Here is a 24,680-nt window from a genome sequence, read left to right on the forward strand (position 1 = left end):
GTCCCTGAACGTTCGGTTCCGGCCGACCCTCGCAGACATGACAACACACGCGAACGAACTCGCTGTGGACGTTCGGGGGCTGCGCAAGCAGTACGGCGAGGTGACCGCGGTCGACGGGATCGACCTCGGTATCCGCAGGGGCGAGGTGTTCGGCCTGCTCGGACCCAATGGCGCGGGCAAGAGCACCACGGTGGAGATCCTCCAGGGCAACCGCGACCGGGACGCGGGGGAGGTCTCGGTGCTCGGGGCGGACCCGGCGCACGGCACACGCGCGTGGCGCTCACGTGTCGGAATCGTCTGGCAGGACGAATCCGCGCCCGCGGAGTTGACGGTCGGCGAGACCGTCCGGCATTTCGCCCGCTACTACCCGAAGCCGCGGGACCCGGAGGAGGTCATCGGTCTGGTGGGTCTTGAGGCCAAGGCGGGCAGCCGCATCAAAGCGCTCTCGGGCGGCCAGCGGCGGCGCCTGGACGTGGCACTCGGTGTGATCGGCGGCCCCGACCTGCTGCTCCTTGACGAACCGACGACCGGCTTCGACCCGGCGGCCCGGCGCCAGTTCTGGGACCTGATCCGCAAGCTGTCCGACGAGGGCACCACGATCCTGCTCACCACGCACTACCTGGAGGAGGCCGAGGCGCTCGCCGACCGGCTGGCCGTGATCTCCCGCGGCAGGGTCGTCGCCGAGGACGAACCGGCCCGGCTGCGGGAGCGGTACGGCACCGGCACCACCGTCGAGTGGACCGAGCCGGACGGCACCCCGCGCGCGGAGCACACCGACACCCCGACCAGGACTGTCGCCGAGCTGATGCGCCGCTTCGACGGCGAGATCCCGGGGCTCCAGGTGAGCCGCCCCACGCTGGAGGACGTCTACCTCCGGCTGACCGGACAGGAGGACCCGCGATGACCACGACCGCCGTACGGTCCCGGACCGATGCCCGCGCGGAGCGGCTGCCCGGCGCCTGGGGGCTCGGACTCCGGCGGGGCGCCCTGGAGATCAAGCAGTTCTTCCGGCAGCGCGACCAGATGGTGTTCACCTTCGCCTTCCCGGTGGTCTTCCTGTTCCTGTTCGCGTCGATCTTCAGCGACGACGTGAAGGGGGCGGGCATCAGCGTCCAGCAGCTCTACGTCCCGGCGATGATGGCCGCCGGCATCATGTCGACGAGCTTCCAGTCGCTCGGCATCTCCATCACCATCGAACGGGACGAGAAGGTGCTGCGCCGGCTGCGGGGCACGCCGATGCCGCCGACGGCGTACTTCCTCGGCAAGGTCTGGCTGGTTCTGGTCACCGGTCTCATGGAGACGGCGATCCTGCTGCTCGTCGGTGTGGCGTTCTACGACATCGATCTGCCCTCGGACACCGGCAAATGGTTCGCGTTCGCCTGGATCTTCGTGCTCGGGCTGACGGCGTGCGCGCTGCTCGGCATCGCGATCAGTTCGGTGCCCAAGTCCGCCAAGAGCGCGAGTTCCGTGGTCGTACTGCCCTTCCTCGTCCTCCAGTTCATCTCCGGGGTGTACATCTCGATCGAGACGATCCCCGACTGGATGCTGAACATCGGTGCCCTGTTCCCGCTGAAGTGGATGTGCCAGGGGCTGCGCGGGGTGTTCCTGCCGGACTCGGCGCAGGTCCTGGAGCAGGCCGGCGACTGGGAGTTCGGGCGCATCGCCCTGGTGCTGGGGGCGTGGTGCGTCGGAGGATTGCTGCTGTGTCTGCTGACCTTCCGGTGGAAGAACCGGCGCGACGGATGAACGACCGGACGGGGGCGGACAGCGCCTACAGCTGGGACCGCTCCTTCCGGCTGTGGGACACCTACTTCGCCCTCATCTGGCTGGCCACCCTGGCGTTCGTGCTCGGCACGGGACATCCGGGGTGGCCCGTCCGTGTCACCGCGGCGGCGCTGCTGGTGCCGTTGATCCCGCTGTTCGTGTGGACGGGCCGCCCGCTGCTGAAGGACGATCCGCCCCCCGAACGCCAGGCCCTCGGCTACCTCTTCGCGATGACCGCCCTGTTCCTGCCCTCGGCGATCCTGGTGGGCGAGACCCGGCTGATGACCTTCGCGCTCGTCCCCCAGTGCTTCATGACGCTGCGGATGCGGTGGGCGATCACCATGGTGGCGCTGATCAACCTGGCGCCGGTGGTGGGCTGGTCGCTGCTGTGGCGGCCGAGCGAACAGGACGTCTTCTTCAACGGCCTGTTCGCGGTGGTCACCCTGGTCTTCTCGGTGGCCTTGGGCGGCTGGGTGATCCGCATCATCGAGCAGAGCCAGGAGCGCGCGGCGTTGATCGCGGAGCTCGATGCGAGCCGGCACGAGGTCTCCCGGCTGTCGGCGGCGCACGGGGCGCTGGCCGAGCGGGAGCGCATGGCCCGGGAGATCCACGACACCCTCGCACAGGGCTTCACCAGTCTGTTGATGCTGGCCCAGGCCGTCGAGGCCGGGCTCGACCACGATGTGCCGCAGGCCCGCCGCCATCTGGCCCTGATGGACGAGACGGCCCGGCTGAACCTCGCCGAGGCGCGGACCCTGGTCGCCGACGGCACCCCCGCCGACCTGGACGGCGCGACACTGCCGGACGCCCTGTTCCGGCTGGCGGCGCGGAACTCCGCGAAGCTGGAGGTGACCGGTCCGGTCCGTCCGCTGCCGGCGGGACCCGAGGTCGTCGCCCTGCGTTCCTGTCAGGAGGCGCTCACGAACTGCCGTAAGCACGCGGGGAGTCCGGTGGCGGTGGCCATCGGACTCGACTACACCGACGACGTCCTCACCCTGTCCGTCCGGGACGACGGCCACGGCTTCGACCCGGGGGCCGCCCATGACGGCTACGGCCTGGCGGGGCTCCGCGCCCGCGCCACCGAGGTCGGCGGGACGGTCCGGGTGCGCAGCGCGCCGGGCGGCGGCACCACGGTCACCGTCGAACTGCCCGTACCTCCCCCGAGGAGCTGTTCATGATCCGGATCATCCTCGCCGACGACCACCCCGTCGTTCGGGAGGGCCTGCGGGCGATGCTGACCGCGGAACCGGACCTGGAGGTGATCGCCGACGCGTCCAGCGGGCCGCAGGCGGAGGCCCTGGCGGCGGCGCTCCGGCCCGACATCGTGCTGATGGACCTGCGGATGCCGGGTGGCTCGGGCGTCGAGTCGATCGTACGGATGACCGAGGCAGGGCTGCCCTGCCGGGTGATCGTCCTGACGACGTACGAGACGGACCGGGACATCCTGCGGGCCGTGGAGGCGGGGGCGGCGGGCTACCTGCTGAAGGACCTGCCCCGGGGTGAACTGGCTCAGTCCGTACGGGCCGCCGCGCGCGGCGAGACGGTACTGGCGCCGACGGTCGCCGCCCGCCTGGTCGACCAGCTGCGCACCCGGCCGGAGCGGCCAAGGCTGTCGGAGCGCGAGACGGCGGTCCTGCGGCTCGTGGCGGAGGGCTGTACGAACGCGGAGATCGGCCGTCGGCTCTTCATCGGCGAGTCGACGGTGAAGACCCATCTCCTGCGGGCCTTCGGCAAGTTGGGGGTCGCCGACCGGACGGCAGCCGTCACCTGTGCCATGCGCTACGGGCTTCTCGACCAGTAGCCCCGTCAGGCGCCGTCGATCCGGTCGAGCAGGTCCAGGGCCTCGACGGTGCGGTGGTGCTCCGGGCCGAAGGTGGCCACGCAGGCGTCATGGGCGATCGCGGCCTTGGAGTGGACCTCGGCTCCACGACCCAGCCCCAGGAGGGCCCTGGCCATGGCGAGTTCGACGGCACCGGTCTCCGGGCGACGCTGTTCCTCGGGGGCAGGCGCCGGCTCAGGCTGTCGGCGCTCTCCGCCTCGGCGAACGCCTCCTCGTGACGGGCCTGGCCGCCGAGGCTGCGCGCCAGACCCAGCCGTAGGGCCAGGGTGAGCCGGTCCTCGGTGTGATGGGCGGCGAAAGCCTCGTGAGCAAGCCGCTCGGCCTCCGGACGCGGTGCACGCGCGTTCGAAAGCGTCGCCGAGCGCTTACCCCGGTGTCCCGACTCCTTTGCCCCTGGGGCGAGTTGGCGGGGGAAAAGGGCGCCTGCCGGTGAGCGCCGACGCCCTTCCCCCGCCGTCCCGCTAACCCAGCCTCGACTCCAGCTCCGCCACGATCTCGTTGACCCCGATCGCCGACTGGTCCCCGGACTCCATGTCCTTCAGCTGTACGACGCCCTCGGCGAGGTCGCGTTCACCGGCGACGATCGTGTAGCGGGCGCCGCTGCGGTTGGCGTTCTTCATGGCGCCCTTGAGGCCCTTGGCGCCGTAGGAGAAGTCGGTCGCGATGCCGAGCTTGCGCAGTTCGGTGACCTTGGCGAAGAGGATCCGGCGGGCCTCCTCGCCCAGCGGGACCGCGAACACGCTGGTCGTGGAGGGGAGTTCGAGCTCGACGCCCTCCGCCTCCAGGGCGAGGACCGTACGGTCGACGCCGAGTGCCCAGCCGACGGACGGGAGCGCGGGACCGCCGATCATCTCCGAGAGACCGTCGTAGCGGCCGCCGCCGCCCACCGCGGACTGGGAGCCCAGACCGTCGTGGACGAACTCGAAGGTCGTACGGGTGTAGTAGTCGAGGCCGCGCACCAGCTTCGGGTCGTCCTCGAAGGCCACGCCCGCCGCGGTGATCAGCTCGCGGACCTCCTCGTGGTACGCCTTGCAGGCGTCGCAGAGGTAGTCGCGCAGCAGGGGTGCGTCCGCGAGCTGCTTCTGGACGTCCTGGCGCTTGTCGTCGAGGACGCGCAGCGGGTTGATGTCCGCGCGCCGCAGGGTCTCCTCGTCGAGGTCGAGACCCCGCAGGAAGGTCTGCAGCGCCTCCCGGTACACCGGGCGGCACTCCTTGTCGCCCAGGCTGTTCAGCAGGATCCGGAAGTTCCTGAGGCCCAGCGAGCGGTACGCCTGGTCGGCCAGGATGATCAGCTCGGCGTCGAGCGCCGGGTCCTCCGCACCGATCGCCTCGGCGCCGACCTGGGAGAAGTGCCGGTAACGGCCCTTCTGGGGGCGCTCGTAGCGGTAGTACGAGCCGGAGTACCAGAGCTTGACCGGGAGGTTGCCGAGCTTGTGGAGGTTGGCCTCCAGCGCCGCGCGCAGCACGGACGCCGTGCCCTCGGGGCGCAGGGCGAGCTTGGTGCCGCCCTTGGTCTCGAAGGCGTACATCTCCTTGGTGACGATGTCGGTGGACTCACCGACACCGCGCGCGAACAGTTCGACGTTCTCGAAACCGGGGGTCTCGATGTAGCCGTAGCCGGAGGTGCGCAGCGGTGCGGCGATCGCGTCGCGGACGGCCAGGAACTTGGCACTGTCCGGCGGGATCAGGTCGTACGTGCCCTTGGGGGCCTGAAAGGTGCTCACGGAAGTCTCTCGTCACATTCCTCGTCGGGGAGCCTCGGAGGCATCGCGTTCTTGGCGGCCTGCGGCCACCTGCCGCAGATACGGGTTGGTGGCGCGCTCCTGGCCGATGGTCGTCTGGGGGCCGTGGCCGGACAGCACCACGGTCGAGTCGTCGAGCGGCAGGCACACGCGGGCCAGCGAGTCGAGCATCTCGGCCATGTCACCGCCGGGCAGGTCGGTGCGTCCGATGGAGCCGGCGAAGAGCAGATCCCCGGAGAAGAACACCGACGGGATGTCGGCCGTCTCCGGCATCTGGAAAGCCACCGACCCCTTGGTATGGCCCGGCGCGTGCGCGACGGACAGCTCCAGACCCGCGAGCTGCAGCTTCGCGCCGTCGGTCAGCTCCTTGACGTCGTCCGGCTCTCCCACGGTGATCTCGCCCATGAGCGGCATGCCGATGGAACGCCCGAGACCCATCGAGGGGTCCTTCATCATGTAGCGGTCCTCGGGGTGGATCCACGCCGGCACTCCGTGCGCGCCGCACACGGGGACGACCGAGGCCACGTGGTCGATGTGGCCGTGGGTGAGGACGACGGCGACGGGCTTGAGCCGATGCTTCTTCAGCGCCTCTTCGACTCCCTCGGCGGCCTGGTGGCCCGGGTCGATGATCACGCACTCCTCACCGGCGGCGGGGGCGACGAGATAACAGTTCGTCCCCCAGGCCCCGGCGGGGAACCCGGCAATGAGCACGATCGTCCTCGTTTTGTGTCGGTACGGGCGGTCTTCCGGGCGGCTGCCCCAGTGGTCAGAGCCTACCGGCGCTGCCGATTCCTCAGCGAACCCATATACGGTACGGGGCACACGCAGGCGGTCGGCTCATAGGACGCATGCGTAACGGTCGGCGGACGAGACGCATGAGGAGAGAACCCCGTGGTCACCCAGGAACAGCGGAAGCGGCAGCTCGCGCGGGAGAAGTTTCTGCGACAGCAGCAGCGGCGCACGGCCGCGCGTCGCAAGGCCCGTGTACGCAACTCTGTGATCGCGTCGGTGCTCGGCGTGATCCTGGTGGGCAGCCTGGCGCTCTATACGACCGGCGTCCTCAAGGACGACGACAAGGCCAGCGCGAGCGCGCAGACCAGCCCGAGCGCGGCGCCGACCAGCAAGGCGCCGGACCCGTGCGAGAAGCCCGCCGCCGGCAAGGTCAAGACGGAGACCTGGAAGAAGGAGCCGGCGCTGTCCATCGACAAGTCGGCGAAGTACACCCTGGGCCTCGCGACGACCTGCGGTGAGATCGACATCGCGCTGAAGGCGTCGGCGGCCCCGCACACCGTGAACTCGTTCGACTTCCTCGCGGGCAAGGGCTTCTTCGACCACACCAAGTGCCACCGGCTCACCACCAACGGCATCTACGTCCTGCAGTGCGGCGACCCGACGGGCTCCGGCAGCGGCGGACCGGGCTACACCATCCCGGACGAGAACCTGAAGGACAAGAGCCTCAAGTCCAACGTCTATCCGGCGGGCACCGTCGCGATGGCGAACACCGGGCAGGCGCACACCGGCGGCAGCCAGTTCTTCCTCGTCTACCAGGACAGCCAGCTGCCGCCCAGCTACACGCCGTTCGGCACCATCTCGGCATCCGGTATGAAGGTGCTGAAGAAGATCGCCGCGGCTGGTGAGAGCACCGGCGCGGGCGACGGCGCACCGAACGCGACCGTCGTGATCAACAAGGCGACCGTCACCGAATCCTGACCGCCAACTGCGTAATTTCGGTCGCGCGGGATGCGGACAGGCAACCCGCCGGTCGCCTATGTTGGCCGTGACGAAACTGTGGACGATGCCCGGGGGCGCTGAAGCCTTCCGCAGGCATCATGTGGAGGAGGCGCTGTGAGCAGCGACCCGTGGGGCCGCGTCGACGAGACGGGGACCGTGTACGTGCGTACGGCCGACGGCGAGCAGGTCGTCGGTTCCTGGCAGGCGGGTACCCCCGAGGAAGCCCTGGCCTACTTCGAGCGCAAGTACGAGGGCCTGGTTGTCGAGATCGGCCTCCTCGAGAAGCGGGTGAAGACCACCGACCTGTCCGCGAAGGACGCGCAGGCCGCGATCGACCACATTCGCGAGCAGGTCGACGCGCATCACGCGGTCGGCGACCTGGCCGCGCTCAAGGTCCGGCTCGACACCCTCGTGGAGACCGTCGGCAAGCGCCGCGAGGAGCGCAAGCAGCAGCGCGCCAAGCAGTCCGACGAGGCCCGGCACGCCAAGGAGGCGCTGGTCGTCGAGGCGGAGGAGCTCGCCCAGTCCGACCAGTGGCGGTCCGCCGGTGAGCGGCTGCGCGCCCTGGTCGACACCTGGAAGGGTCTGCCGCGCCTGGACCGCAAGTCCGACGACGAGCTGTGGCACCGCTTCTCGCACGCCCGCTCGGCGTTCTCCAAGCGCCGCAAGGCCCACTTCGCGTCGCTGGACGCGCAGCGCGAGGACGCCCGCAGGACCAAGGAGCGGCTGGTCGGCGAGGCCGAGGCACTGTCCGCCTCGACGGACTGGGGTCCGACGGCCGCCCGCTACCGCGATCTGATGACGGAGTGGAAGGCCGCGGGGCGTGCCCAGCGCGAGCACGAGGACGACCTGTGGAACCGCTTCCGCGGCGCTCAGGACGTGTTCTTCGCCGCCCGCAGCTCGGTCTTCGCCGAGCGCGACGCCGAGCAGACGGAGAACCTCAAGCTCAAGGAGGAGCTGGCCGAGGAGGCCGAGAAGCTCCTGCCGATCGGTGACCTGAAGTCGGCCCGTGCCGCGTTCCGCTCGCTCAACGAGCGCTGGGAGGCCATCGGTCACGTCCCGCGGGACTCGCGTCCGAAGGTCGAGGGCCGGATGCACGCCGTCGAGCGTGCCCTTCAGGAGGCCGAGGAGACCGAGTGGCGCCGGACCAACCCGGAGGCACGCGCGCGTGCCGAGGGTCTGACCGGTCAGCTCCAGGCCGCCGTGGACAAGCTCAGGGGCCAGATCGATCAGGCACGCGCCCAGGGCAACAACGCCAGGGCCGACAAGCTGGAGCGTGAGCTGGAGGGCCGCCAGGCGCTCCTGGACCAGGCCCTGAAGGGCCTGCACGAGTTCGGCGGCTGATCAGCACGTACGACGAGAAGGGCCCCGTACACCGCGTACGGGGCCCTTCTCGTCGTACGGCGGTCTAGGACCGGTTCCGCGCCGAGGTCACCCGGTACACGTCGTACACGCCCTCGACGCCGCGGACCGCCTTCAGGACGTGACCGAGGTGCTTCGGGTCGCCCATCTCGAACGTGAAGCGGGAGGTGGCGACGCGGTCGCGGGAGGTCTGGACGGCCGCCGAGAGGATGTTGACGTGCTGGTCGGACAGGACGCGGGTGACGTCGGAGAGGAGCCGGGAGCGGTCCAGGGCCTCGACCTGGATGGCGACCAGGAAGACCGAGGACTGGGTCGGCGCCCACTCGACCTCGAGGATGCGCTCGGGCTCCCGGGACAGTGACTCGATGTTCACGCAGTCGTTGCGGTGAACCGATACGCCACTGCCGCGGGTGACGAAGCCGATGATCGGGTCGCCGGGCACGGGCGTACAGCAGCGGGCCAGCTTGACCCACACGTCGTCGACGCCCTTGACGACGACACCGGGGTCCTGGTTGCTGCGCCGCTTGCGGCCGCGGGTGCGCGACGGCGGGACCGCCTCGTCCATCTCCTCGGTGGCCGCCTCCTCGCCGCCGAGCGCCGAGACCAGCTTCTGCACGACGTTCTGCGCGGAGACATGCCCCTCGCCGATCGCCGCGTACAGCGCGGAGATGTCCGGGTAGCGCATCTCGTGCGCGAGCGTGACCAGCGAGTCACCGGTGAGGATGCGCTGGATCGGCAGGTTCTGTTTGCGCATGGCGCGGACGATGGCGTCCTTGCCCTGCTCGATCGCCTCGTCGCGGCGCTCCTTGGAGAACCACGCACGGATCTTGTTGCGGGCACGCGGCGACTTGACGAAGTTCAGCCAGTCCCGGGACGGTCCGGCGCCGGATGCCTTGGAGGTGAAGACCTCGACCAGGTCACCGTTGTCGAGGGTCGACTCCAGCGGTACGAGGCGGCCGTTGACGCGGGCTCCTATGGTGCGGTGGCCCACCTCGGTGTGCACCGCGTACGAGAAGTCCACGGGTGTGGCGCCGGCCGGGAGCGCTATCACGTCGCCCTTGGGCGTGAAGACGAAGACCTCGTTGCGTGAGAGGTCGAAGCGCAGGGACTCCAGGAACTCGCCGGGGTCCTCGGTCTCCTTCTGCCAGTCGAGGAGCTGGCGCAGCCACGCCATGTCGTTGAGGTGGTCGTCCTTGCCGGTGGTCCTCGGCTGGTCCGAGCGGACCTTGGAGGCGCCGGCGACGGCCTCCTGCTTGTACTTCCAGTGCGCGGCGATGCCGTACTCCGCGCGGCGGTGCATGTCGAACGTGCGGATCTGGAGTTCGACGGGCTTGCCGTTGGGGCCGATGACCGTGGTGTGCAGCGACTGGTACATGTTGAACTTGGGCATCGCGATGTAGTCCTTGAACCGGCCGGGGACCGGGTTCCATCGCGCGTGCACGGTGCCGAGGGCGGCGTAGCAGTCGCGGACGGTGTCGACGAGGACTCGGATGCCGACCAGGTCGTAGATCTCCGCGAAGTCGCGACCGCGGACGATCATCTTCTGGTAGACGCTGTAGTAGTGCTTGGGGCGGCCGGTGACGGTGGCCTTGATCCGGGCCGCGCGCAGGTCGGACTGGACCTCGTCGGTCACTATGGCCAGGTACTCGTCACGCTTCGGCGCCCGCTCGGCCACCAGCCGTACGATCTCGTCGTACATCTTGGGGTAGAGGATCGCGAACGCGAGGTCCTCCAGCTCCCACTTGATGGTGTTCATGCCGAGGCGGTGGGCGAGCGGCGCGTAGATCTCCAGCGTCTCGCGCGCCTTCTTCTCCTGCTTCTCCCGCTTCAGGTACCGCATGGTGCGCATGTTGTGCAGGCGGTCGGCGAGCTTGATGACCAGGACGCGCGGGTCCTTGGCCATCGCCACGACCATCTTGCGCACGGTCTCGGCCTGCGCGGCCTCGCCGAACTTGACCTTGTCCAGCTTGGTGACGCCGTCGACGAGCAGTGCGACGGAGTCGCCGAAGTCGCGGCGGAGCTGGTCGAGGCCGTACTCGGTGTCCTCGACGGTGTCGTGCAGCAGGCCCGCCATGAGGGTGGCCGGGTCCATGCCGAGCTCGGCGAGGATCGTGGTCACCGCGAGCGGGTGCGTGATGTACGGGTCGCCGCTCTTGCGCTTCTGCCCGCGATGCCAGCGCTCGGCGACCTGGTAGGCCTGCTCGATCTGCCGGAGGGTCGCGGTCTCGATCTTCGGGTCGTTGCTGCGCACGATCCGCAGCAGGGGCTCCAGGACCGGGTTGTACGGGTTGGAGCGCTGGCCACCGAGGCGGGCGAGGCGGGCGCGGACACGGTTGGAGGAGCCGGTGCGGGCGGGCTGGCCCGCGGTCGGGCGGGCCGCCGGGGCCGAGGACGCGGGGCGCTCGGGCGAGGGGGCTTCCTCCGCCTGCGCGGGGTCGAGGGCGGGGGGCTTGGGCCTGGCCGGCTCGGCGGGCTTGTCGGCGGGCGCGGCTTGGGCGTGCTCGACCGGCCCGCGTGCGTCGTTCGTCGCGTTCTTCGCGTCCGGCGCGGGCTTCGCCGCGGGCGCCGAGGCGGGCTCGGGCTTGGCGGCGGTCAGGGGCTGGGCCTCGTCTGGCAAGAGGGCTCCTCGTGCGCGATCCGGGTCCCCCGGTCAGGCTCCGGAGCCCCCATGGTAGCGATCCCGCGCCCCGGGATCGCGTCCAGCCCGATGTGAGAGACGTCTACCGCCGGAACACGAAGGGCTACCGTCTCCGTTCCGGGGGTGGAACGCCCTGAAGGGCGCGGGGAACTGCGCGACCAGCCACGACGGCGCAGCAGCCCTCGAAGCACCTCGCTCCCCCGAACGCAACGGCCGTCCCGGTGTTCCGGAACGGCCGTTGCATGCAGTGGATCGCTCAGACCACGAGCAGCGCTTCCAGCGGAGCCCCCGCCAGCGCCGGGCCCAGACGGGCCCGCCCGCCCAGGAAGCCCAGCTCCATGAGAACCGCGAGGCCCGCCACCTCCGCGCCCGCGCGACGGATCAGTTCGATGGACGCCTCGGCCGTGCCTCCTGTGGCCAGGACGTCGTCGACGATCAGGACACGGTCGCCGGCCGACAGGTCCTCGGCGTGGACCTCGATCTCCGCCGAGCCGTACTCCAGGTCGTACGCCTGGCTGAGGGTCGCTCCGGGGAGCTTGCCCGCCTTGCGCACGGGGATGAAGCCGAGGCCCGCGCGGACGGCGACCGGGGCGCCGAGGATGAATCCTCTGGCCTCCAGGCCGACGACCTTGGTGGCACCGGTGTCGGCCGCGACCGCAGCCAGCGCGTCGGTGAGCGCCGTGAACGCCGCCGGGTCCGCCAGGAGTGGGGTGATGTCCTTGAACATCACGCCCGGCTCCGGGTAGTCGGCCACGTCACGGATACGGCTGAGCAGCAGTGTCGTGATCCCGGCGAGCTCGGTCATCGACGCTTCCCCGAGGGTCGGCCACGGCCCCTGCCGCGGGACGCGGGCTGGGTGCGCGGACCGACGACCGCGTGGACGTCCTCCGGCTCGTCACCGACGGGACGCGATTCGGCGATCTCCTCCTCGGGGGTCGCCTGGGCCCGCTTGGCCAGAACCCGCTTCCTGACGGCCTTGATCGCCGGCTCGCGCTCCTTGAGGTCGGCGACGAGCGGTGTGGCGATGAAGATCGAGGAGTACGCACCGGCGGCGAGGCCGACGAACAGCGACAGCGAGATGTCGTTGAGCGTGCCCGCCCCGAGGAAGCCGCCGCCGATGAACAGCAGGCCCGCCACCGGCAGCAGCGCGACCACCGTGGTGTTGATGGAGCGGACCAGGGTGCCGTTGATCGAACGGTTGGCGATGTCGCTGTAGGTCCAGCGGGTCTGCTTGGTGATGTCCTTGGTCTGCTCCTTGAGGGAGTCGAAGACGACCACCGTGTCGTAGAGCGAGTAACCGAGGATGGTCAGCAGACCGATCACCGTGCCCGGCGTGACCTCGAAGCCGACGAGGGCGTAGATGCCGACGGTGATGGTGATGTCGTGGATCAGGGCGACCAGCGCCGCGATGGCCATGCGCCACTCGAAGGCGATCGCCAGATAGATCACGACGAGGACCATGAAGATCGCCAGGCCCTGCCAGGCCTTGTTGGCGATCTGGTCGCCCCAGCTGGGACCGACGAGGTCGGCGGCGATGGTCTCCGGGTCGACCTTGAAGTCCTTGGCCAGGTCGTTCTTGATCTGGTCGGACTGCTTGGTGTCCATGCCGGCGATCTGGATGCGCAGCGTGCCGTTGCCGAGCTTCTGGACGACCGCGTCGTGGCCGGAGGCCTCCTTCGCGTAGTCCTCGGCCTGGGAGACGGAGACGCTGGTCTTCTCGGTCGTGAAGACCGCGCCGCCCTGGAAGTCGATGCCCATGTTCAGGCCGCGAACCGCGAGGCCGACGATCGCCGTGATGGTGATCAGGATCGAGATGCTGTACCAGAGCTTGCGGTGACCGATGAAGTCGTAGCTGATCTCGCCACGGTGCAGTCGGGCGCCGAGGTTGCCGAGTTTCGACATGCTCACGCCTCCTTCGTCTCAACGGGGGCGGGACGGCGGGTGCGGCGCAGCGGCGGCTGCGCACCGAGGCCCTTCGGGTCGAGGCCGGACCACTTGTGACCGCTCGCGAAGAACTTCCGGCGCGCGAGGAGCGTCATCAGCGGCTTGGTGAAGAAGAAGACCACGACCACGTCGAGCACGGTGGTCAGACCGAGCGTGAACGCGAAGCCCTGGACCTTGCCGACGGTCACCACGAAGAGCACGGCGGCGGCCAGGAACGACACGAAGTCGGAGACCAGGATGGTGCGGCGGGCTCGCGGCCAGGCCCGCTCGACGGCCGGGCGCAGCGTGCGGCCCTCGCGGATCTCATCACGGATGCGTTCGAAGTACACGATGAACGAGTCCGCGGTGATACCGATCGCGACGATGGCACCGCACACGGCCGGCAGGTTCAGCGCGAAGCCGATCGTCGGGCCGAGCAGGGACATGATCACGTAGGTGAGGATCGCGGAGGCGAGCAGCGAGGCCATCGCGACGAGCGACAGGCCGCGGTAGTAGGCCACCAGGTAGATGACGACGAGCAGGAGGCCGATCGCACCGGCGAGGAGGCCCGCGTGCAGCTGCTCACCGCCGAGTGCCGCGGTCACCGTGGTCACGCTCTGCTCCTGGAAGGAGAGCGGGAGGGCGCCGTACGACAGCATGTTGGAGAGGTTCTGGGCCTCTTCCTGGGTGAAGCTGCCGGAGATCTGGGCGCTGCCGCCGGTGATCGAGGAGCTGACGTACGGGCTGGAGACGACCTCGCCGTCGAGGACGATGCCGAACTCGTTCTGCGGCTGGGTGTTCTTCGCGAGCTGCCCGGTGATGTCGGCGAACTTCTTGGCGCCCTTGCCGGTGAAGGTCATGGTGACCTGCCAGCCGGCGGCGTTCTGGGTGTCGAAGACGGCCTGGGCCTTCTTGACCTCGGTGCCGTCGACGGCGGCGGGGCCGAGCACGTACTTGTACCAGACGCCGTTGATGTCGCCGCAGCCCAGGGTGGTCTCGGACGGCTTGGCACCGTCGCCCGCCTTGGTGCGCTGCGCCTTCTTGGAGCAGTCCAGGGCGGCGTACGCGGCCTGGAGCTTGGCGTCGGCGGCGGAGGGTGCGGCGGCGCTGCTGCTCGCGGCGGCCGACGGGGACGCGGAGCCGGTCGCGCTCGCGGACGCCGACGGCGTGGAGTCGGCCTTCAGCGCGTCGGTGACGGCACGGCCCTGCGAGGAGGCGCTGGCCGACGGGGAGGACGACGAGGTCGCCTTCTCACCCGTGGAGCCGGACTTGCTCGCGGACGGGCTCGGCGAGGCGGTCGAGGAGCCGCTGGAGGACGCGCTCGGCGACGGGGTGGCCGCGGCGCTGCCGGTGGCATCCTGCGCCAGGACCGGACGGAAGTACAGCTTGGCGGTGGTGCCGACCTGGTCGCGGGCCTCCGTGGAGTTGGTGCCCTTGGGGATGTTCACGATGATGTTGCGATCACCCTGGGTCTGCACCTCCGCCTCGGAGACGCCCAGGCCGTTGACACGGCGGTTCATGATGTCGACCGCGGTGTCCATGTTGGCCTTGTTGATCGCCGACCCCTGGTCGGCCTTCGCCTCCAGCGTGATGCTGGTACCGCCGGCAAGGTCGATGCCGAGGCGGGGGGTGGTGTGGCCGGAGAGGAACATTCCCCCGGTCAGCGCCACCATGGCGATCAGGATCAGGGCCAGCGTGCGCCCTGGCTTGCTCTGGGCACTCGCGCTCCGGCCCCTCTTAGGTGCTGCCACCTTCTCGTACTCCCTCTCGGGCCGCTCTCGCGCCGGATCGGCGTACGGACGGCCATGACATGGTTCGGGATCCCGTGCGAGCTGCGCAGGGCCCGGGGCGCGCGGAACTGCTCCACGCGCCCTGGAGTGCGACTACTTCGCGCCGGAGTCGCCGTCGGTCTTCTTCGGCTCGTCGTCCGACTTCGCCTCGGTGGCCTCGGCCTCGGCGTCGGCCTTGGCGGGCTCGTCGGCGACGGGCTCCTCGGCCGTGTCCTTCTTACCGAGGTCGACGGACTTCTCGTCGGAGGCGGCGGCAGCTTCGTCGGCGGACTCGTCGGTCTCGGTGAGGGAGGAGGCGTCGTCCGGGACGACGTCGGAGTCGGACTTCAGGTCGTGCTCGATGCCGTGGACGATGCGGTTGTACTCGTCGTCCGACAGGACGGCACCGATGGCGTTCTTCGCGAAGAGCAGGTCCACACCCGGGCCCGCGTCGAGGAGGACGGTGTCGTCACCGACCTCCTTGACCGTGCCGTACAAACCCCCGATCGTGCGGACGCCGCTGCCGGGCTGCATGTCGTTCCGCATGTTGGCGGCGGTCTGCTGCTTCTTCTTTGCAGACCGGGTCATCAGGAACATGGCCCCGATGAGCACGATGAACGGGAGGAGGGTCACGAGACTCACGGGTCGGAACTTCCTTCACGCGACCGCGAGGTGAGCGGCCTGATGGTTGGGGTGTGGACTCCGCCGACAAAGGCGGCATCGGCGGAGTCTAAGCGAGTCCGCGCGCAGGGAACAACGCTCAGCATCGCACCTGGGTTCCGCACCCGGCCAATGCCCGCGCCGTCACGATGCCGTCACGTCCCGAACAGGTCCCCTTGTCCGTTTCCTGTGGACGCGGAGCGGGGCGGGGTGAGGCCGAGATGTGCCCATGCGGCAGGAGTGGCGACGCGTCCGCGCGGGGTACGGGCGAGCAGGCCCTCCCGCACCAGGAAGGGCTCGGCGACCTCCTCGACGGTCTCGCGCTCCTCCCCCACCGCGACCGCGAGCGTGGACAGGCCGACGGGGCCGCCGCCGAACAGCTTGAGCAGAGCCTCCAGGACTCCCCGGTCCAGTCGGTCGAGGCCGCGGGCGTCGACCTCGTAGACCTTCAGCGCCGCCCCCGCGATGTCGCGCGTGATGATGCCGTCGGCCTTGACCTGCGCGTAGTCGCGCACCCGGCGCAGCAGACGGTTGGCGATACGGGGCGTGCCGCGGGAACGGCCCGCGATCTCGGCGGCGCCGTCGGAGCCGATCTCGACGTCGAGCAGACTGGCCGAACGGTGGATGACCCGCTCCAGTTCGGCCGGTTCGTAGAACTCCATGTGCGCGGTGAACCCGAAACGGTCGCGCAGCGGCGGCGGCAGCAGGCCCGCGCGCGTGGTGGCGCCGACCAGGGTGAAGGGGGGCAGCTCCAGGGGGATGGCGGTGGCGCCGGGGCCCTTGCCGACGATGACGTCGACACGGAAGTCCTCCATCGCCATGTACAGCATCTCCTCGGCGGGCCGCGACATGCGGTGGATCTCGTCGAGGAAGAGGACCTCGCCCTCCTGGAGGGAGGAGAGGATCGCCGCGAGGTCGCCGGCATGCTGGATGGCGGGGCCGCTGGTGATGCGGATCGGGGCTTCCATCTCGGCCGCGATGATCATCGACAGGGTGGTCTTGCCGAGGCCCGGGGCGCCGGAGAGCAGCACATGGTCGGCGGTGGCACCCCGCGCGCGTGCCGCGCGCAGGACCAGGTCGAGCTGTTCGCGGACCTTCTCCTGGCCGATGAACTCGTCCAGGTCCTTGGGACGCAGGGCGGCCTCGACGGCCTGGTCCTCACGGTCGGCGACAGAGCCCACCAGCCGCTCCGCGGCGGGGGCGGTCTCGTCGGTCGTGTCGTCCCAGTTCACTGACGTTCTCCTAGCGGGCGCGGTTCAGGGTTTGCAGGGCGGCCTTCAGCAGCTGGCCGACCTGAGGCGTGCCCTCGGCCGCCTCCGCCTGCGGGGTTACGGCGGTGACGGCCTCGTCGGCCTCGCGTGTGGCGTATCCGAGGCCGATCAGGGCCGCGTGCAGCTGGTCCCGCCAGCCCTGGGTGACCGGAGCGCCGACCGCGGGGGCGCCGATCGGCTCGCCGAGCCGGTCCCGCAGCTCCAGGAGCAGCTTCTGGGCACCCTTCTTCCCGATGCCGGGCACGGCGATCAGGGCCTTCTCGTCACCGGTGGCGACCGCGCGGCGCAGGGCGTCGGGCGCGTGCACGGCCAACATGGCCTGCGCCAGCCGCGGGCCGACCCCGCTCGCGGTCTGGAGGAGCTCGAAGACCTGGCGCTCGTCGTCGTCGACGAAGCCGTAGAGGGTGAGGGAGTCCTCGCGCACCACGAGCGAGGTGGCGAGCTTGGCCGGCTTGCCGAGGCGGAGGGTCGACAGCGTGTTGGGCGCGCAGTGCACCGCCATGCCGACCCCGCCGACCTCGACCACCACGGTGTCGGGAGCGAGTGCGGCGACCGTGCCGCTCACAAAGGCGATCATGCCGTACGGCCTTTCCGTGCTGTGGTCCGTGCTGTGGCTGTGTGCAGGGCGACGGCCTGCTGGAGTCGGTTCTGCGCGGGGGCGCGCCAGATGTGGCAGATGGCGAGCGCGAGGGCGTCGGCGGCATCGGCCGGCTTCGGCGGTGCGTCGAGCCGCAGCAGCCGGGTGACCATGGCGCCGACCTGGGCCTTGTCGGCGCGTCCGCTGCCGGTGACAGCGGCCTTGACCTCGCTCGGGGTGTGCAGGGCGACGGGGATGCCGCGGCGGGCGGCGCACAGCATCGCGACGGCACTGGCCTGGGCGGTGCCCATCACCGTACGGACGTTGTGCTGGCTGAACACCCGCTCCACGGCGACGAATTCGGGCCGGTACTCGTCCAGCCACTGCTCGATGCCCTGCTCGACGGCGACGAGCCGCTGCCCCAACTCGGCGTCCGAGGGCGTGCGTACGACCCCGACGCCGACCATGGTCAACGGCCGGCCCGCGATCCCCTCGACGACACCCACACCGCACCGCGTGAGTCCGGGGTCCACCCCGAGTACGCGCACCGTGCTCCCCCCTTTGCGGCTGAACCGCCGCCGCTCTCGCGGACCTGGCTGAGCACCCTCGGGGTGCCTCAATTGATGGTTGCGGCCCGTGGACGGCGATCTTTGACACTCGTCAGGCTATCCGCTGCCACCGACAACAGCGGCGGGCCGTTGGGACGTGTCCCAACGGCCCGCCGAATCCGCTCAGCTCGCGGCAGCGCTACGCGTCGACCTTCTCCATGACCTCGTCGCTGACATCGAAGTTGGCGAAGACGTTCTGGACGTCGTCGCTGTCCTCCAGCGCGTCGATCAGCCGGAAGATCTTCCTCGCGCCCTCCTCGTCCAGTTCGACCTGCATGGTCGGGACGAAGTTGGCCTCGGCGGAGTCGTAGTCGATGCCGGCGTCCTGGAGGGCGGTGCGGACGGCGACCATGTCGGTGGCCTCGCTGAGCACCTCGAAGGACTCACCGAGGTCGTTGACCTCCTCGGCGCCCGCGTCCAGGACCGCGCCGAGGACGTCGTCCTCGCTCAGCTCGCCCTTGGGGACGATGACGACGCCCTTGCGGTTGAAGAGGTACGACACCGAGCCGGGGTCGGCCATGTTGCCGCCGTTGCGGGTCATGGCGACGCGCACGTCGGAAGCGGCACGGTTGCGGTTGTCGGTGAGGCACTCGATGAGCACCGCGACGCCGTTCGGGCCGTAGCCCTCGTACATGATCGTCTCGTAGTCGGCGCCACCGGCCTCGAGGCCGCCGCCGCGCTTGACCGCGGAGTCGATGTTCTTGTTCGGGACCGACGACTTCTTCGCCTTCTGGATGGCGTCGTAGAGGGTCGGGTTGCCCTCGATGTCGACGCCGCCCATGCGGGCCGCGACCTCGATGTTCTTGATCAGCTTCGCGAAGAGCTTGCCGCGCTTGGCGTCGATCACGGCCTTCTTGTGCTTCGTCGTAGCCCATTTAGAGTGGCCGGACATCTGCCTGTCTCCTTCGCGTAACCCATCCCTGCACCCAACGCCTGAGATCCTACAAGGACTCCGCCGTCCGGTTCGCGCGCACCATGTCGACAAAGAGAGAGTGCACGCGGTGGTCGCCGGTCAGTTCCGGGTGGAACGACGTGGCGAGCGCGTTGCCCTGACGGACCGCGACGATGTGACCCTCGTGCTCGGCGAGCACCTCGGTCCGGGCGCCGACGGACTCGACCCAGGGGGCGCGGATGAAGACGCCCTCCACGGGGCCGCCCTCGACGCCCTTCACCTCGACCGCGGCTTCGAAGGACTCGTTCTGGCGTCCGAAGGCGTTGCGGCGCACGATCATGTCGATGCCGCCGATCGTCTCCTGGCCCGAGCGCGGGTCGAGGATCTTGTCGGCCAGCATGATCAGGCCCGCGCAGGTGCCGTAGACGGGCATGCCCTCGCGCACACGCGCGCGCAGCGGCTCCAGCACCCCGAACAGGGCGGCCAGCTTGGAGATGGTGGTGGACTCCCCGCCGGGTATGACGAGGCCGTCCACCTCGGCGAGTTCCTCGGGGCGCCGGACCGGCCTGGCCACGGCGTCGGCCGCGGCCAGGGCGATCAGGTGCTCCCGGACGTCGCCCTGGAGAGCCAGGACGCCTATGACAGGAGTGCTCATCAGTGGTTACCAGCCGCGGTTGGCGTAGCGCTCGGCCTCGGGCAGGGTGTCGCAGTTGATGCCGACCATGGCCTCGCCGAGGTTGCGGGACGCGTCCGCGATGATCTTCGGGTCGTCGTAGAAGGTGGTCGCCTTCACGATGGCCGCGGCGCGCTTGGCGGGGTCGCCGGACTTGAAGATGCCGGAGCCGACGAAGACGCCCTCGGCGCCGAGCTGGCGCATCAGCGCGGCGTCGGCGGGGGTGGCGACACCACCCGCGGAGAACAGCACGACCGGGAGCTTGCCGAGCTCGGCGACCTCCTTGACCAGCTCGTACGGCGCGCGCAGGTCCTTGGCGGCGGCGTACAGCTCGTTGTTGTCGTAGCCGCGCAGGCGGGCGATCTCGTTCTTGATCTGGCGCAGGTGGCGGACGGCCTCGACGACGTTGCCGGTGCCGGCCTCACCCTTGGAGCGGATCATGGCCGCGCCCTCGGCGATGCGGCGCAGGGCCTCGCCCAGGTTGGTGGCACCGCAGACGAAGGGGGTCGTGAACGCGAACTTGTCGCTGTGGTTGACCTCGTCGGCCGGGGTGAGGACCTCGGACTCGTCGATGTAGTCGACGCCGAGCGACTGCAGGACCTGGGCCTCGACGAAGTGTCCGATGCGGGACTTCGCCATGACCGGGATGGAGACCGCCTCGATGATCTCCTCAATCATCGTCGGGTCGGACATCCGGGCCACGCCACCGTCCTTGCGGATGTCGGCGGGGACCCGCTCCAGGGCCATGACGGCCACGGCACCGGCGTCCTCGGCGATCTTCGCCTGCTCGGCGTTGACCACGTCCATGATCACACCGCCCTTGAGCTGCTCGGCCATGCCGCGCTTCACCCGCGCGGTGCCGGTCTCGGGAGTCTGGTTCTCGGTGCTGGACACGGGTTGACCTCGCTGATGTGAAAGGGGATTACTGCAGCACCGAGGAAACGTCATCGGACCAGTCCACTGCAAGGGCCAATGGGGAGCCGGTGGATCGTTTTGTGTACCCGGGGACCGTGTCAGTCGGAGTTCTCCCAGGTCAGCACGCCGGGGCCGTCGGGCGTGAGAACCGGCACCCACGCCTCGTCGGCCTCGGCCAGGCGGGACTCGTCGAGAGCCAGGGGCGCAGGAAACGGGTCGTCACGGTTCGCACAGCCGTAGATGTGCAGCGCCACGGCGCTTCTCAGCCGGTCCAGCAGCCGGGGCGACCAGGTCAGGCCACGGGAACCCCACCCCTTCAGCTCGCCTACGAAGATCTCCTTGAGCTCCTCGTCGAGTCCCTGTCCCGGCACGGGGACCAGATAGCCCTCCTGCTCGTACGGGACACAGCCGTGGCCACCGCCCTGCACCTCGTAGACCACGCCGGTCGGCGCCGCCACGACGACGAAGACCGTGCCGTTCCCGTTGCCCTCCAGGTCGAGGAAGACCCGGTGCCGGGTGTCCGTCATCGTTCTACGACGCCCGGTCCACCAGGGCCGCGGGCGGCTCGTCGTCCATCTCGAAGGCCATCGGGAAGGGTGCGTGGCCGGCCAGTCGGAACCAGCGGACCTTGCGGTGCTGGCGGAGGCGGCGGGCCGCGCCGACCGCGTCGTTGTGGAAGCGGCGGGCCATCGGGACCCGTCGTACGGCCTCCGTGAGTTCATGGGCCGCCGACTCTCCCCCGGGCACCTCGCGGACGATCTCGACCTGGGCCGTCTCCGCGAACACGGCTCGCAGCGCCTGGCTCAGTTCGCTCTCGGCGACCTCCCGCTGCTCCTCCTCGGCCTGCCGTGCGGCGTGCGCGGCCTCGTACAGGACGATCGACGCTGCGGGGTCGAGGACGCCCGAGGTGGCCAGTTCCTGAGCCACCGAGGCCCGGCGCAGCAACTGTGCGTCAAGTCCCGCGCGCGTGGCGTCGATCCTGGCGTGCAGCCGGTCGAGACGGCCCGCGGTCCAGCTCAGGTAAAGGCCGATCGCGACGAGCGCGACAAGGGTCCAGATGAGGGTGGGAGTCACGAGCAGCAAGGCTATCGGGGCGGCTTCGGGCGGGGCGGACCAGGACCGGTGAGCACGTGTACGCGGTCGGCGTGCCCGGTGGGCGCGAGGGCGCTGTCACGGCGCTACGGCGTCGGCAGCGAGCTGCGCCCCGGGCCGCGCCCAGTCATCGGCGCTCCGGTTCCGGCCGGGCGCCTGCTCCAACCACCCCTGCGCGTCGCCTCGGTGGGCCTGCCCTCAGAAAGCGACAGGCCCCGCCCGCGTCGTAGCTGCCGTCGGCGCCGGTCAGTCCCTGGCCAGCCCCAGCCGTGCCCGCAACCCCGGGCCCCGGTCGTCCTCCACCGCTGCCACCGCCGCCGCGCCCGCCGTCACCGTCTCGTACACCGACAGGATGTCCGCGCCCACCGTCGACCAGTCGAACCGGCGTACGTGCGCGCTGCCGCGTGCTCGCAGTTCGGCCAGTCGCGCCGGGTCGCCCAGCAGGCGTACGGCGGCCTCGGCGAGCGCGTCTGCGTCCTCGTTGGCGAACAGCTCGCCCGCGGCGCCCTGGTCCAGGACCTGGGCGAAGGCGTCGAGGTCGGAGGCGAGCACCGGGGCCCCCGCCGACATGGCCTCGACAAGGATGATCCCGAAGCTCTCGCCGCCGGTGTTGGGGGCGATGTACAGGTCGACGCTGCGCAGGAAGCGGGCCTTGTCCTCGTCGCTGACCATGCCGAGGAACTCCACGCGTGCGCGCAGCTCCTCGGGGAGCGACTCCACGGCCTCCTCCTCGTCGCCGCGCCCGGCCACCAGCAGCCGGGTCCCCGGACGTTCGGCGAGGATCTTCGGCAGGGCCCTCATCAGTACCGGCAGGCCCTTGCGGGGTTCGTCGATGCGGCCCATGAAGCCGATCGTCCGGCCCTGCCACTCAGGATTGGGCTTGGCCTTGGCGAAGAAGTCGACGTCGACGCCGTTCGGGATCACCACCGCGTCGCCGCCGAGGTGCTCGACGAGCGTGCGGCGGGCGTACTCGCTGACGGCGATCCGGGCGCTGATCTTCTCCAGGGCGGCCTGGAGGATCGAGTACGCGGCGATCATCGCGCGCGAGCGCGGGTTGGAGGTGTGGAAGGTCGCGACGATCGGCCCCTGAGCGATCCAGCAGGTCAGCAGGCCGAGGGAGGGCGAGGACGGCTCGTGGATGTGTACGACGTCGAACTCCCCGTCGTGCAGCCAGCGGCGCACACGCGCGGCGCTCAGGAAGCCGAAGTTGAGCCGGGCCACCGAGCCGTTGTACGGCACCGGGACGGCGCGGCCGGCCGAGACGACGTACGGGGGCAGCGGGGTGTCGTCGTCGGCCGGGGCGAGGACGGACACCTCGTGGCCGAGGCGGATGAAGTACTCGGCGAGATCGCGGATGTGGAACTGGACGCCGCCCGGCACATCCCAGGAGTAGGGGCAGACGATGCCGATCCTCACGAGGGTCCCTTCGTGGGATCAAGGTCCTTCAGCCACAAACGCTGCAGCATGTGCCAGTCCTCCGGATGGTCGGCGATCCCGGTGGCGAAGGCATCGGCCAGCGCCTGTGCCATGACAGACGTCTTTTCGGCCCGCGTACCTGTCTCGGGCACCTCGACCGGGGGGTGCACCCTGCCCTGCATGACGGGCGAGTCGTCGTACCAGAGTGTCACCGGCAGCAGCAGTGCGCCGGTCTGCTGGGCCAGCAGGGCCGGTCCGGCCGGGATGCGGGTCGCCTCGCCGAAGAACTCCACCTCGACGCCTGAGCTGGACAGGTCCCGCTCGGCGACCAGGCAGACCAGTCCGCCGTCCCGCAGTCGCCGGGCCAGGGTGCCGAAGGCGGTGCCGCCGCTGTGCGGGAGGACCTCCATGCCGAGGCCCTCGCGGTAGGCGACGAAGCGGTCGTACAGGGTCTCAGGCTTGAGCCGTTCGGCGACCGTGGTGAACGGTGTCTCCAGCCTGGTGGTGACCCAGGCGCCCGCTAGGTCCCAGTTGGCCATGTGCGGCAGCGCGAGGATGACGCCCTTGCCGGCGGCGAGGCCGTCGGTGAGGTGGTGCAGGTCCTTGGCTTCGAAGCCGCCCCTGATGCGTTCCTCGCTCCAGGCGGGCAGCCGGAAGGACTCCATCCAGTAGCGCAGGTAGGAGCGCATGCCCGCGCGCGAGAGCTCGGCGAGGCGCTCCGGGCTAGCGCCCGGCACCACACGCGCGTAGTTGCTCTCCAGCCGGAGAACGCCCTTGCCGCGCCGTTTCCAGGCGAGGTCGGCGATGCTCCGGCCGAGGCGCACGGCGACCGGCTCGGGGAGCTTCTTGACCACGCCCCAGCCGAGGCCGTACAGCGTGTCCGTCAGCCGCTCCTGCGCGCTCACTTCGCGGCCTCGCTCCCCTGCTCCTGGGTCTTCTCCTCGGCGGCCGACTCGACGGCACCGGGCTCCCCGGCGCCGGGCCCCGCGGCGCTCGTACCGGCGGTGCCCGACTCGGCGGCGGCCTCCTCGGCCTCCGCCGACTCCCGGCGGACCGTGACGACCCGCTGGATGAGCGTGACCAGGCTGCCGACGGCGACGATCCACAGAGCGACCGGCAGCAGGTACTGGATGCCGGGCACGCCGAATTTGTGCAGGCCCGCGAGGCCGGCCGCGACCAGAGAGATCACGAGGCGCTCGGCGCGCTCGACGAGGCCGTTGACGGCGACCGGCAGCCCGATCGACTCGCCACGGGCCTTGGTGTACGACACCACCTGGCCGCTGGCCAGGCAGAAGATGGAGACCGCGCACAGGGCGATGTCGTCGCCCCCGCCCGCGTACCAGAGGGCGAAGCCGCCGAAGACCGCGCTGTCGGCGACCCGGTCGAGCGTGGAGTCCAGGAAGGCGCCCCAGCGGCTGGAGCGGCCGAGCTGGCGGGCCATGTTGCCGTCGACGAGGTCGGAGAACACGAACAGCGTGATCACGACCGTGCCCCAGAAGAACTCGCCCATGGGGTAGAAGACCAGCGCGCCCGCGACCACTCCGGCGGTGCCGAGAAGCGTGACCGTGTCGGGGCTGACGCCCCTTCTGATCAGAAATGTGGCGAACGGCGTGAGGACACGCGTGAAGAATGCACGCGCGTACTTGTTCAGCATGGCCTTCCCGAGGGTCGGTGTCGCCGCGCGGCCCCTGCTGGCCACCGGCTGGCCCATCGTAGCCACGCGCGCGTGTGGGCGACGGCGGGGCACCCGGAGCCCGTGTCGCGGGCCCGCGGCATCCGGGTCACGGTGGGATCGCGTCCGTTGTAT

At 70.2% G+C, this 24,680-nt stretch carries 25 protein-coding genes; 6 read left to right on the top strand and 19 right to left on the bottom strand.

The window, feature by feature from the left end:
* Nucleotides 1–37 precede the first annotated feature (37 nt).
* Genes ACZ48Z_RS00610 through ACZ48Z_RS00625 form a run of 4 tightly spaced genes read left to right on the top strand, consistent with a single transcriptional unit; the run spans nt 38 to nt 3,565 of the window.
* The gene (locus ACZ48Z_RS00610; RefSeq protein ID WP_468733594.1) at nt 38–904 is read left to right on the top strand and encodes an ABC transporter ATP-binding protein; all 867 of its coding nucleotides are present in this window, start codon (nt 38–40) and stop codon (nt 902–904) included.
* Nucleotides 901–1,746 carry an ABC transporter permease gene (locus ACZ48Z_RS00615; RefSeq protein WP_468733595.1) on the top strand — a complete coding sequence of 282 codons (846 nt, stop codon included), beginning with the start codon at nt 901–903 and terminating at the stop codon, nt 1,744–1,746. The genes ACZ48Z_RS00610 and ACZ48Z_RS00615 overlap by 4 nt, the downstream gene beginning before the upstream one ends.
* A complete protein-coding gene (locus ACZ48Z_RS00620; protein ID WP_468733596.1) occupies nt 1,743–2,942 on the top strand; it encodes a sensor histidine kinase in 1,200 nt (399 codons plus the stop codon). Before ACZ48Z_RS00615 ends, ACZ48Z_RS00620 begins: the two co-directional genes overlap by 4 nt.
* Entirely contained in the window at nt 2,939–3,565 is a 627-nt protein-coding gene (locus ACZ48Z_RS00625; protein WP_468733597.1) for a response regulator, read from the top strand. Before ACZ48Z_RS00620 ends, ACZ48Z_RS00625 begins: the two co-directional genes overlap by 4 nt.
* Before the next feature lie 5 nt (nt 3,566–3,570).
* Here the strand turns inward: ACZ48Z_RS00625 and ACZ48Z_RS00630 are convergent, their stop codons facing one another.
* From ACZ48Z_RS00630 to ACZ48Z_RS00640, 3 genes are all read right to left on the bottom strand, one after another.
* A complete protein-coding gene (locus ACZ48Z_RS00630; RefSeq protein WP_468733598.1) occupies nt 3,571–3,720 on the bottom strand; it encodes a hypothetical protein in 150 nt (49 codons plus the stop codon).
* Between the two features lie 345 nt (nt 3,721–4,065).
* Entirely contained in the window at nt 4,066–5,328 is a 1,263-nt protein-coding gene (gene hisS, locus ACZ48Z_RS00635) for a histidine--tRNA ligase (RefSeq protein ID WP_468733599.1), read from the bottom strand.
* Between the two features lie 12 nt (nt 5,329–5,340).
* Complete coding sequence (locus tag ACZ48Z_RS00640; RefSeq protein ID WP_468733600.1) at nt 5,341–6,057, bottom strand: MBL fold metallo-hydrolase; 717 nt, start codon at nt 6,055–6,057, stop codon at nt 5,341–5,343.
* Nucleotides 6,058–6,237: 180 nt separating this feature from the next.
* Between ACZ48Z_RS00640 and ACZ48Z_RS00645 the strand changes: the two genes are divergently transcribed.
* Both ACZ48Z_RS00645 and ACZ48Z_RS00650 read left to right on the top strand, forming a co-directional pair.
* Entirely contained in the window at nt 6,238–7,056 is an 819-nt protein-coding gene (locus ACZ48Z_RS00645; protein ID WP_468733601.1) for a peptidylprolyl isomerase, read from the top strand.
* A 135-nt stretch (nt 7,057–7,191) separates the two neighbouring features.
* Complete coding sequence (locus ACZ48Z_RS00650; RefSeq protein ID WP_468733602.1) at nt 7,192–8,421, top strand: DUF349 domain-containing protein; 1,230 nt, start codon at nt 7,192–7,194, stop codon at nt 8,419–8,421.
* A gap of 64 nt (nt 8,422–8,485) precedes the next feature.
* Here the strand turns inward: ACZ48Z_RS00650 and ACZ48Z_RS00655 are convergent, their stop codons facing one another.
* The 16 genes from ACZ48Z_RS00655 to pgsA form a co-directional block, all read right to left on the bottom strand.
* Nucleotides 8,486–11,056: a RelA/SpoT family protein gene (locus ACZ48Z_RS00655; protein WP_468733603.1), complete on the bottom strand. Its 2,571-nt coding sequence runs from the start codon at nt 11,054–11,056 to the stop codon at nt 8,486–8,488.
* 277 nt (nt 11,057–11,333) lie between these two features.
* Nucleotides 11,334–11,882 (bottom strand): adenine phosphoribosyltransferase, encoded by a 549-nt coding sequence (locus ACZ48Z_RS00660; RefSeq protein ID WP_468733604.1) that lies wholly within the window; start codon nt 11,880–11,882, stop codon nt 11,334–11,336.
* A complete protein-coding gene (gene secF / locus ACZ48Z_RS00665) occupies nt 11,879–12,979 on the bottom strand; it encodes a protein translocase subunit SecF (RefSeq protein WP_468733605.1) in 1,101 nt (366 codons plus the stop codon). Before secF ends, ACZ48Z_RS00660 begins: the two co-directional genes overlap by 4 nt.
* Nucleotides 12,980–12,981: 2 nt before the next feature.
* The gene (gene secD / locus ACZ48Z_RS00670) at nt 12,982–14,751 is read right to left on the bottom strand and encodes a protein translocase subunit SecD (RefSeq protein ID WP_468733606.1); all 1,770 of its coding nucleotides are present in this window, start codon (nt 14,749–14,751) and stop codon (nt 12,982–12,984) included.
* 132 nt (nt 14,752–14,883) lie between these two features.
* Nucleotides 14,884–15,411, bottom strand: coding sequence for a preprotein translocase subunit YajC (gene yajC / locus ACZ48Z_RS00675; protein ID WP_468733607.1), 528 nt, complete (start codon nt 15,409–15,411; stop codon nt 14,884–14,886).
* A 173-nt stretch (nt 15,412–15,584) separates the two neighbouring features.
* A complete protein-coding gene (ruvB, locus tag ACZ48Z_RS00680; protein ID WP_468733608.1) occupies nt 15,585–16,661 on the bottom strand; it encodes a Holliday junction branch migration DNA helicase RuvB in 1,077 nt (358 codons plus the stop codon).
* Nucleotides 16,662–16,671: 10 nt separating this feature from the next.
* A complete protein-coding gene (gene ruvA / locus ACZ48Z_RS00685; protein ID WP_468733609.1) occupies nt 16,672–17,277 on the bottom strand; it encodes a Holliday junction branch migration protein RuvA in 606 nt (201 codons plus the stop codon).
* On the bottom strand, nt 17,274–17,825 hold the full coding sequence (gene ruvC, locus ACZ48Z_RS00690; RefSeq protein ID WP_468733610.1) for a crossover junction endodeoxyribonuclease RuvC: 552 nt from the start codon (nt 17,823–17,825) through the stop codon (nt 17,274–17,276). Before ruvC ends, ruvA begins: the two co-directional genes overlap by 4 nt.
* A 199-nt stretch (nt 17,826–18,024) precedes the next feature.
* Nucleotides 18,025–18,777: a YebC/PmpR family DNA-binding transcriptional regulator gene (locus tag ACZ48Z_RS00695; RefSeq protein WP_389098849.1), complete on the bottom strand. Its 753-nt coding sequence runs from the start codon at nt 18,775–18,777 to the stop codon at nt 18,025–18,027.
* 49 nt (nt 18,778–18,826) lie between these two features.
* The gene (gene pdxT, locus ACZ48Z_RS00700; protein ID WP_468733611.1) at nt 18,827–19,432 is read right to left on the bottom strand and encodes a pyridoxal 5'-phosphate synthase glutaminase subunit PdxT; all 606 of its coding nucleotides are present in this window, start codon (nt 19,430–19,432) and stop codon (nt 18,827–18,829) included.
* A 6-nt stretch (nt 19,433–19,438) separates the two neighbouring features.
* Nucleotides 19,439–20,344 carry a pyridoxal 5'-phosphate synthase lyase subunit PdxS gene (gene pdxS, locus ACZ48Z_RS00705; RefSeq protein ID WP_328745654.1) on the bottom strand — a complete coding sequence of 302 codons (906 nt, stop codon included), beginning with the start codon at nt 20,342–20,344 and terminating at the stop codon, nt 19,439–19,441.
* 119 nt (nt 20,345–20,463) lie between these two features.
* Nucleotides 20,464–20,892 carry a DUF6210 family protein gene (locus tag ACZ48Z_RS00710; protein ID WP_468733612.1) on the bottom strand — a complete coding sequence of 143 codons (429 nt, stop codon included), beginning with the start codon at nt 20,890–20,892 and terminating at the stop codon, nt 20,464–20,466.
* A 4-nt stretch (nt 20,893–20,896) separates the two neighbouring features.
* A complete protein-coding gene (locus ACZ48Z_RS00715) occupies nt 20,897–21,439 on the bottom strand; it encodes a hypothetical protein (RefSeq protein WP_468733613.1) in 543 nt (180 codons plus the stop codon).
* A gap of 264 nt (nt 21,440–21,703) precedes the next feature.
* The gene (locus ACZ48Z_RS00720) at nt 21,704–22,873 is read right to left on the bottom strand and encodes a glycosyltransferase family 4 protein (RefSeq protein WP_468733614.1); all 1,170 of its coding nucleotides are present in this window, start codon (nt 22,871–22,873) and stop codon (nt 21,704–21,706) included.
* Nucleotides 22,870–23,778 carry a phosphatidylinositol mannoside acyltransferase gene (locus ACZ48Z_RS00725; RefSeq protein WP_468733615.1) on the bottom strand — a complete coding sequence of 303 codons (909 nt, stop codon included), beginning with the start codon at nt 23,776–23,778 and terminating at the stop codon, nt 22,870–22,872. Before ACZ48Z_RS00725 ends, ACZ48Z_RS00720 begins: the two co-directional genes overlap by 4 nt.
* Nucleotides 23,775–24,584 carry a phosphatidylinositol phosphate synthase gene (gene pgsA / locus ACZ48Z_RS00730; protein ID WP_468733986.1) on the bottom strand — a complete coding sequence of 270 codons (810 nt, stop codon included), beginning with the start codon at nt 24,582–24,584 and terminating at the stop codon, nt 23,775–23,777. Before pgsA ends, ACZ48Z_RS00725 begins: the two co-directional genes overlap by 4 nt.
* Nucleotides 24,585–24,680 lie beyond the last annotated feature (96 nt).

It is taken from the genome of Streptomyces sp. NPDC031225 (assembly GCF_055570355.1).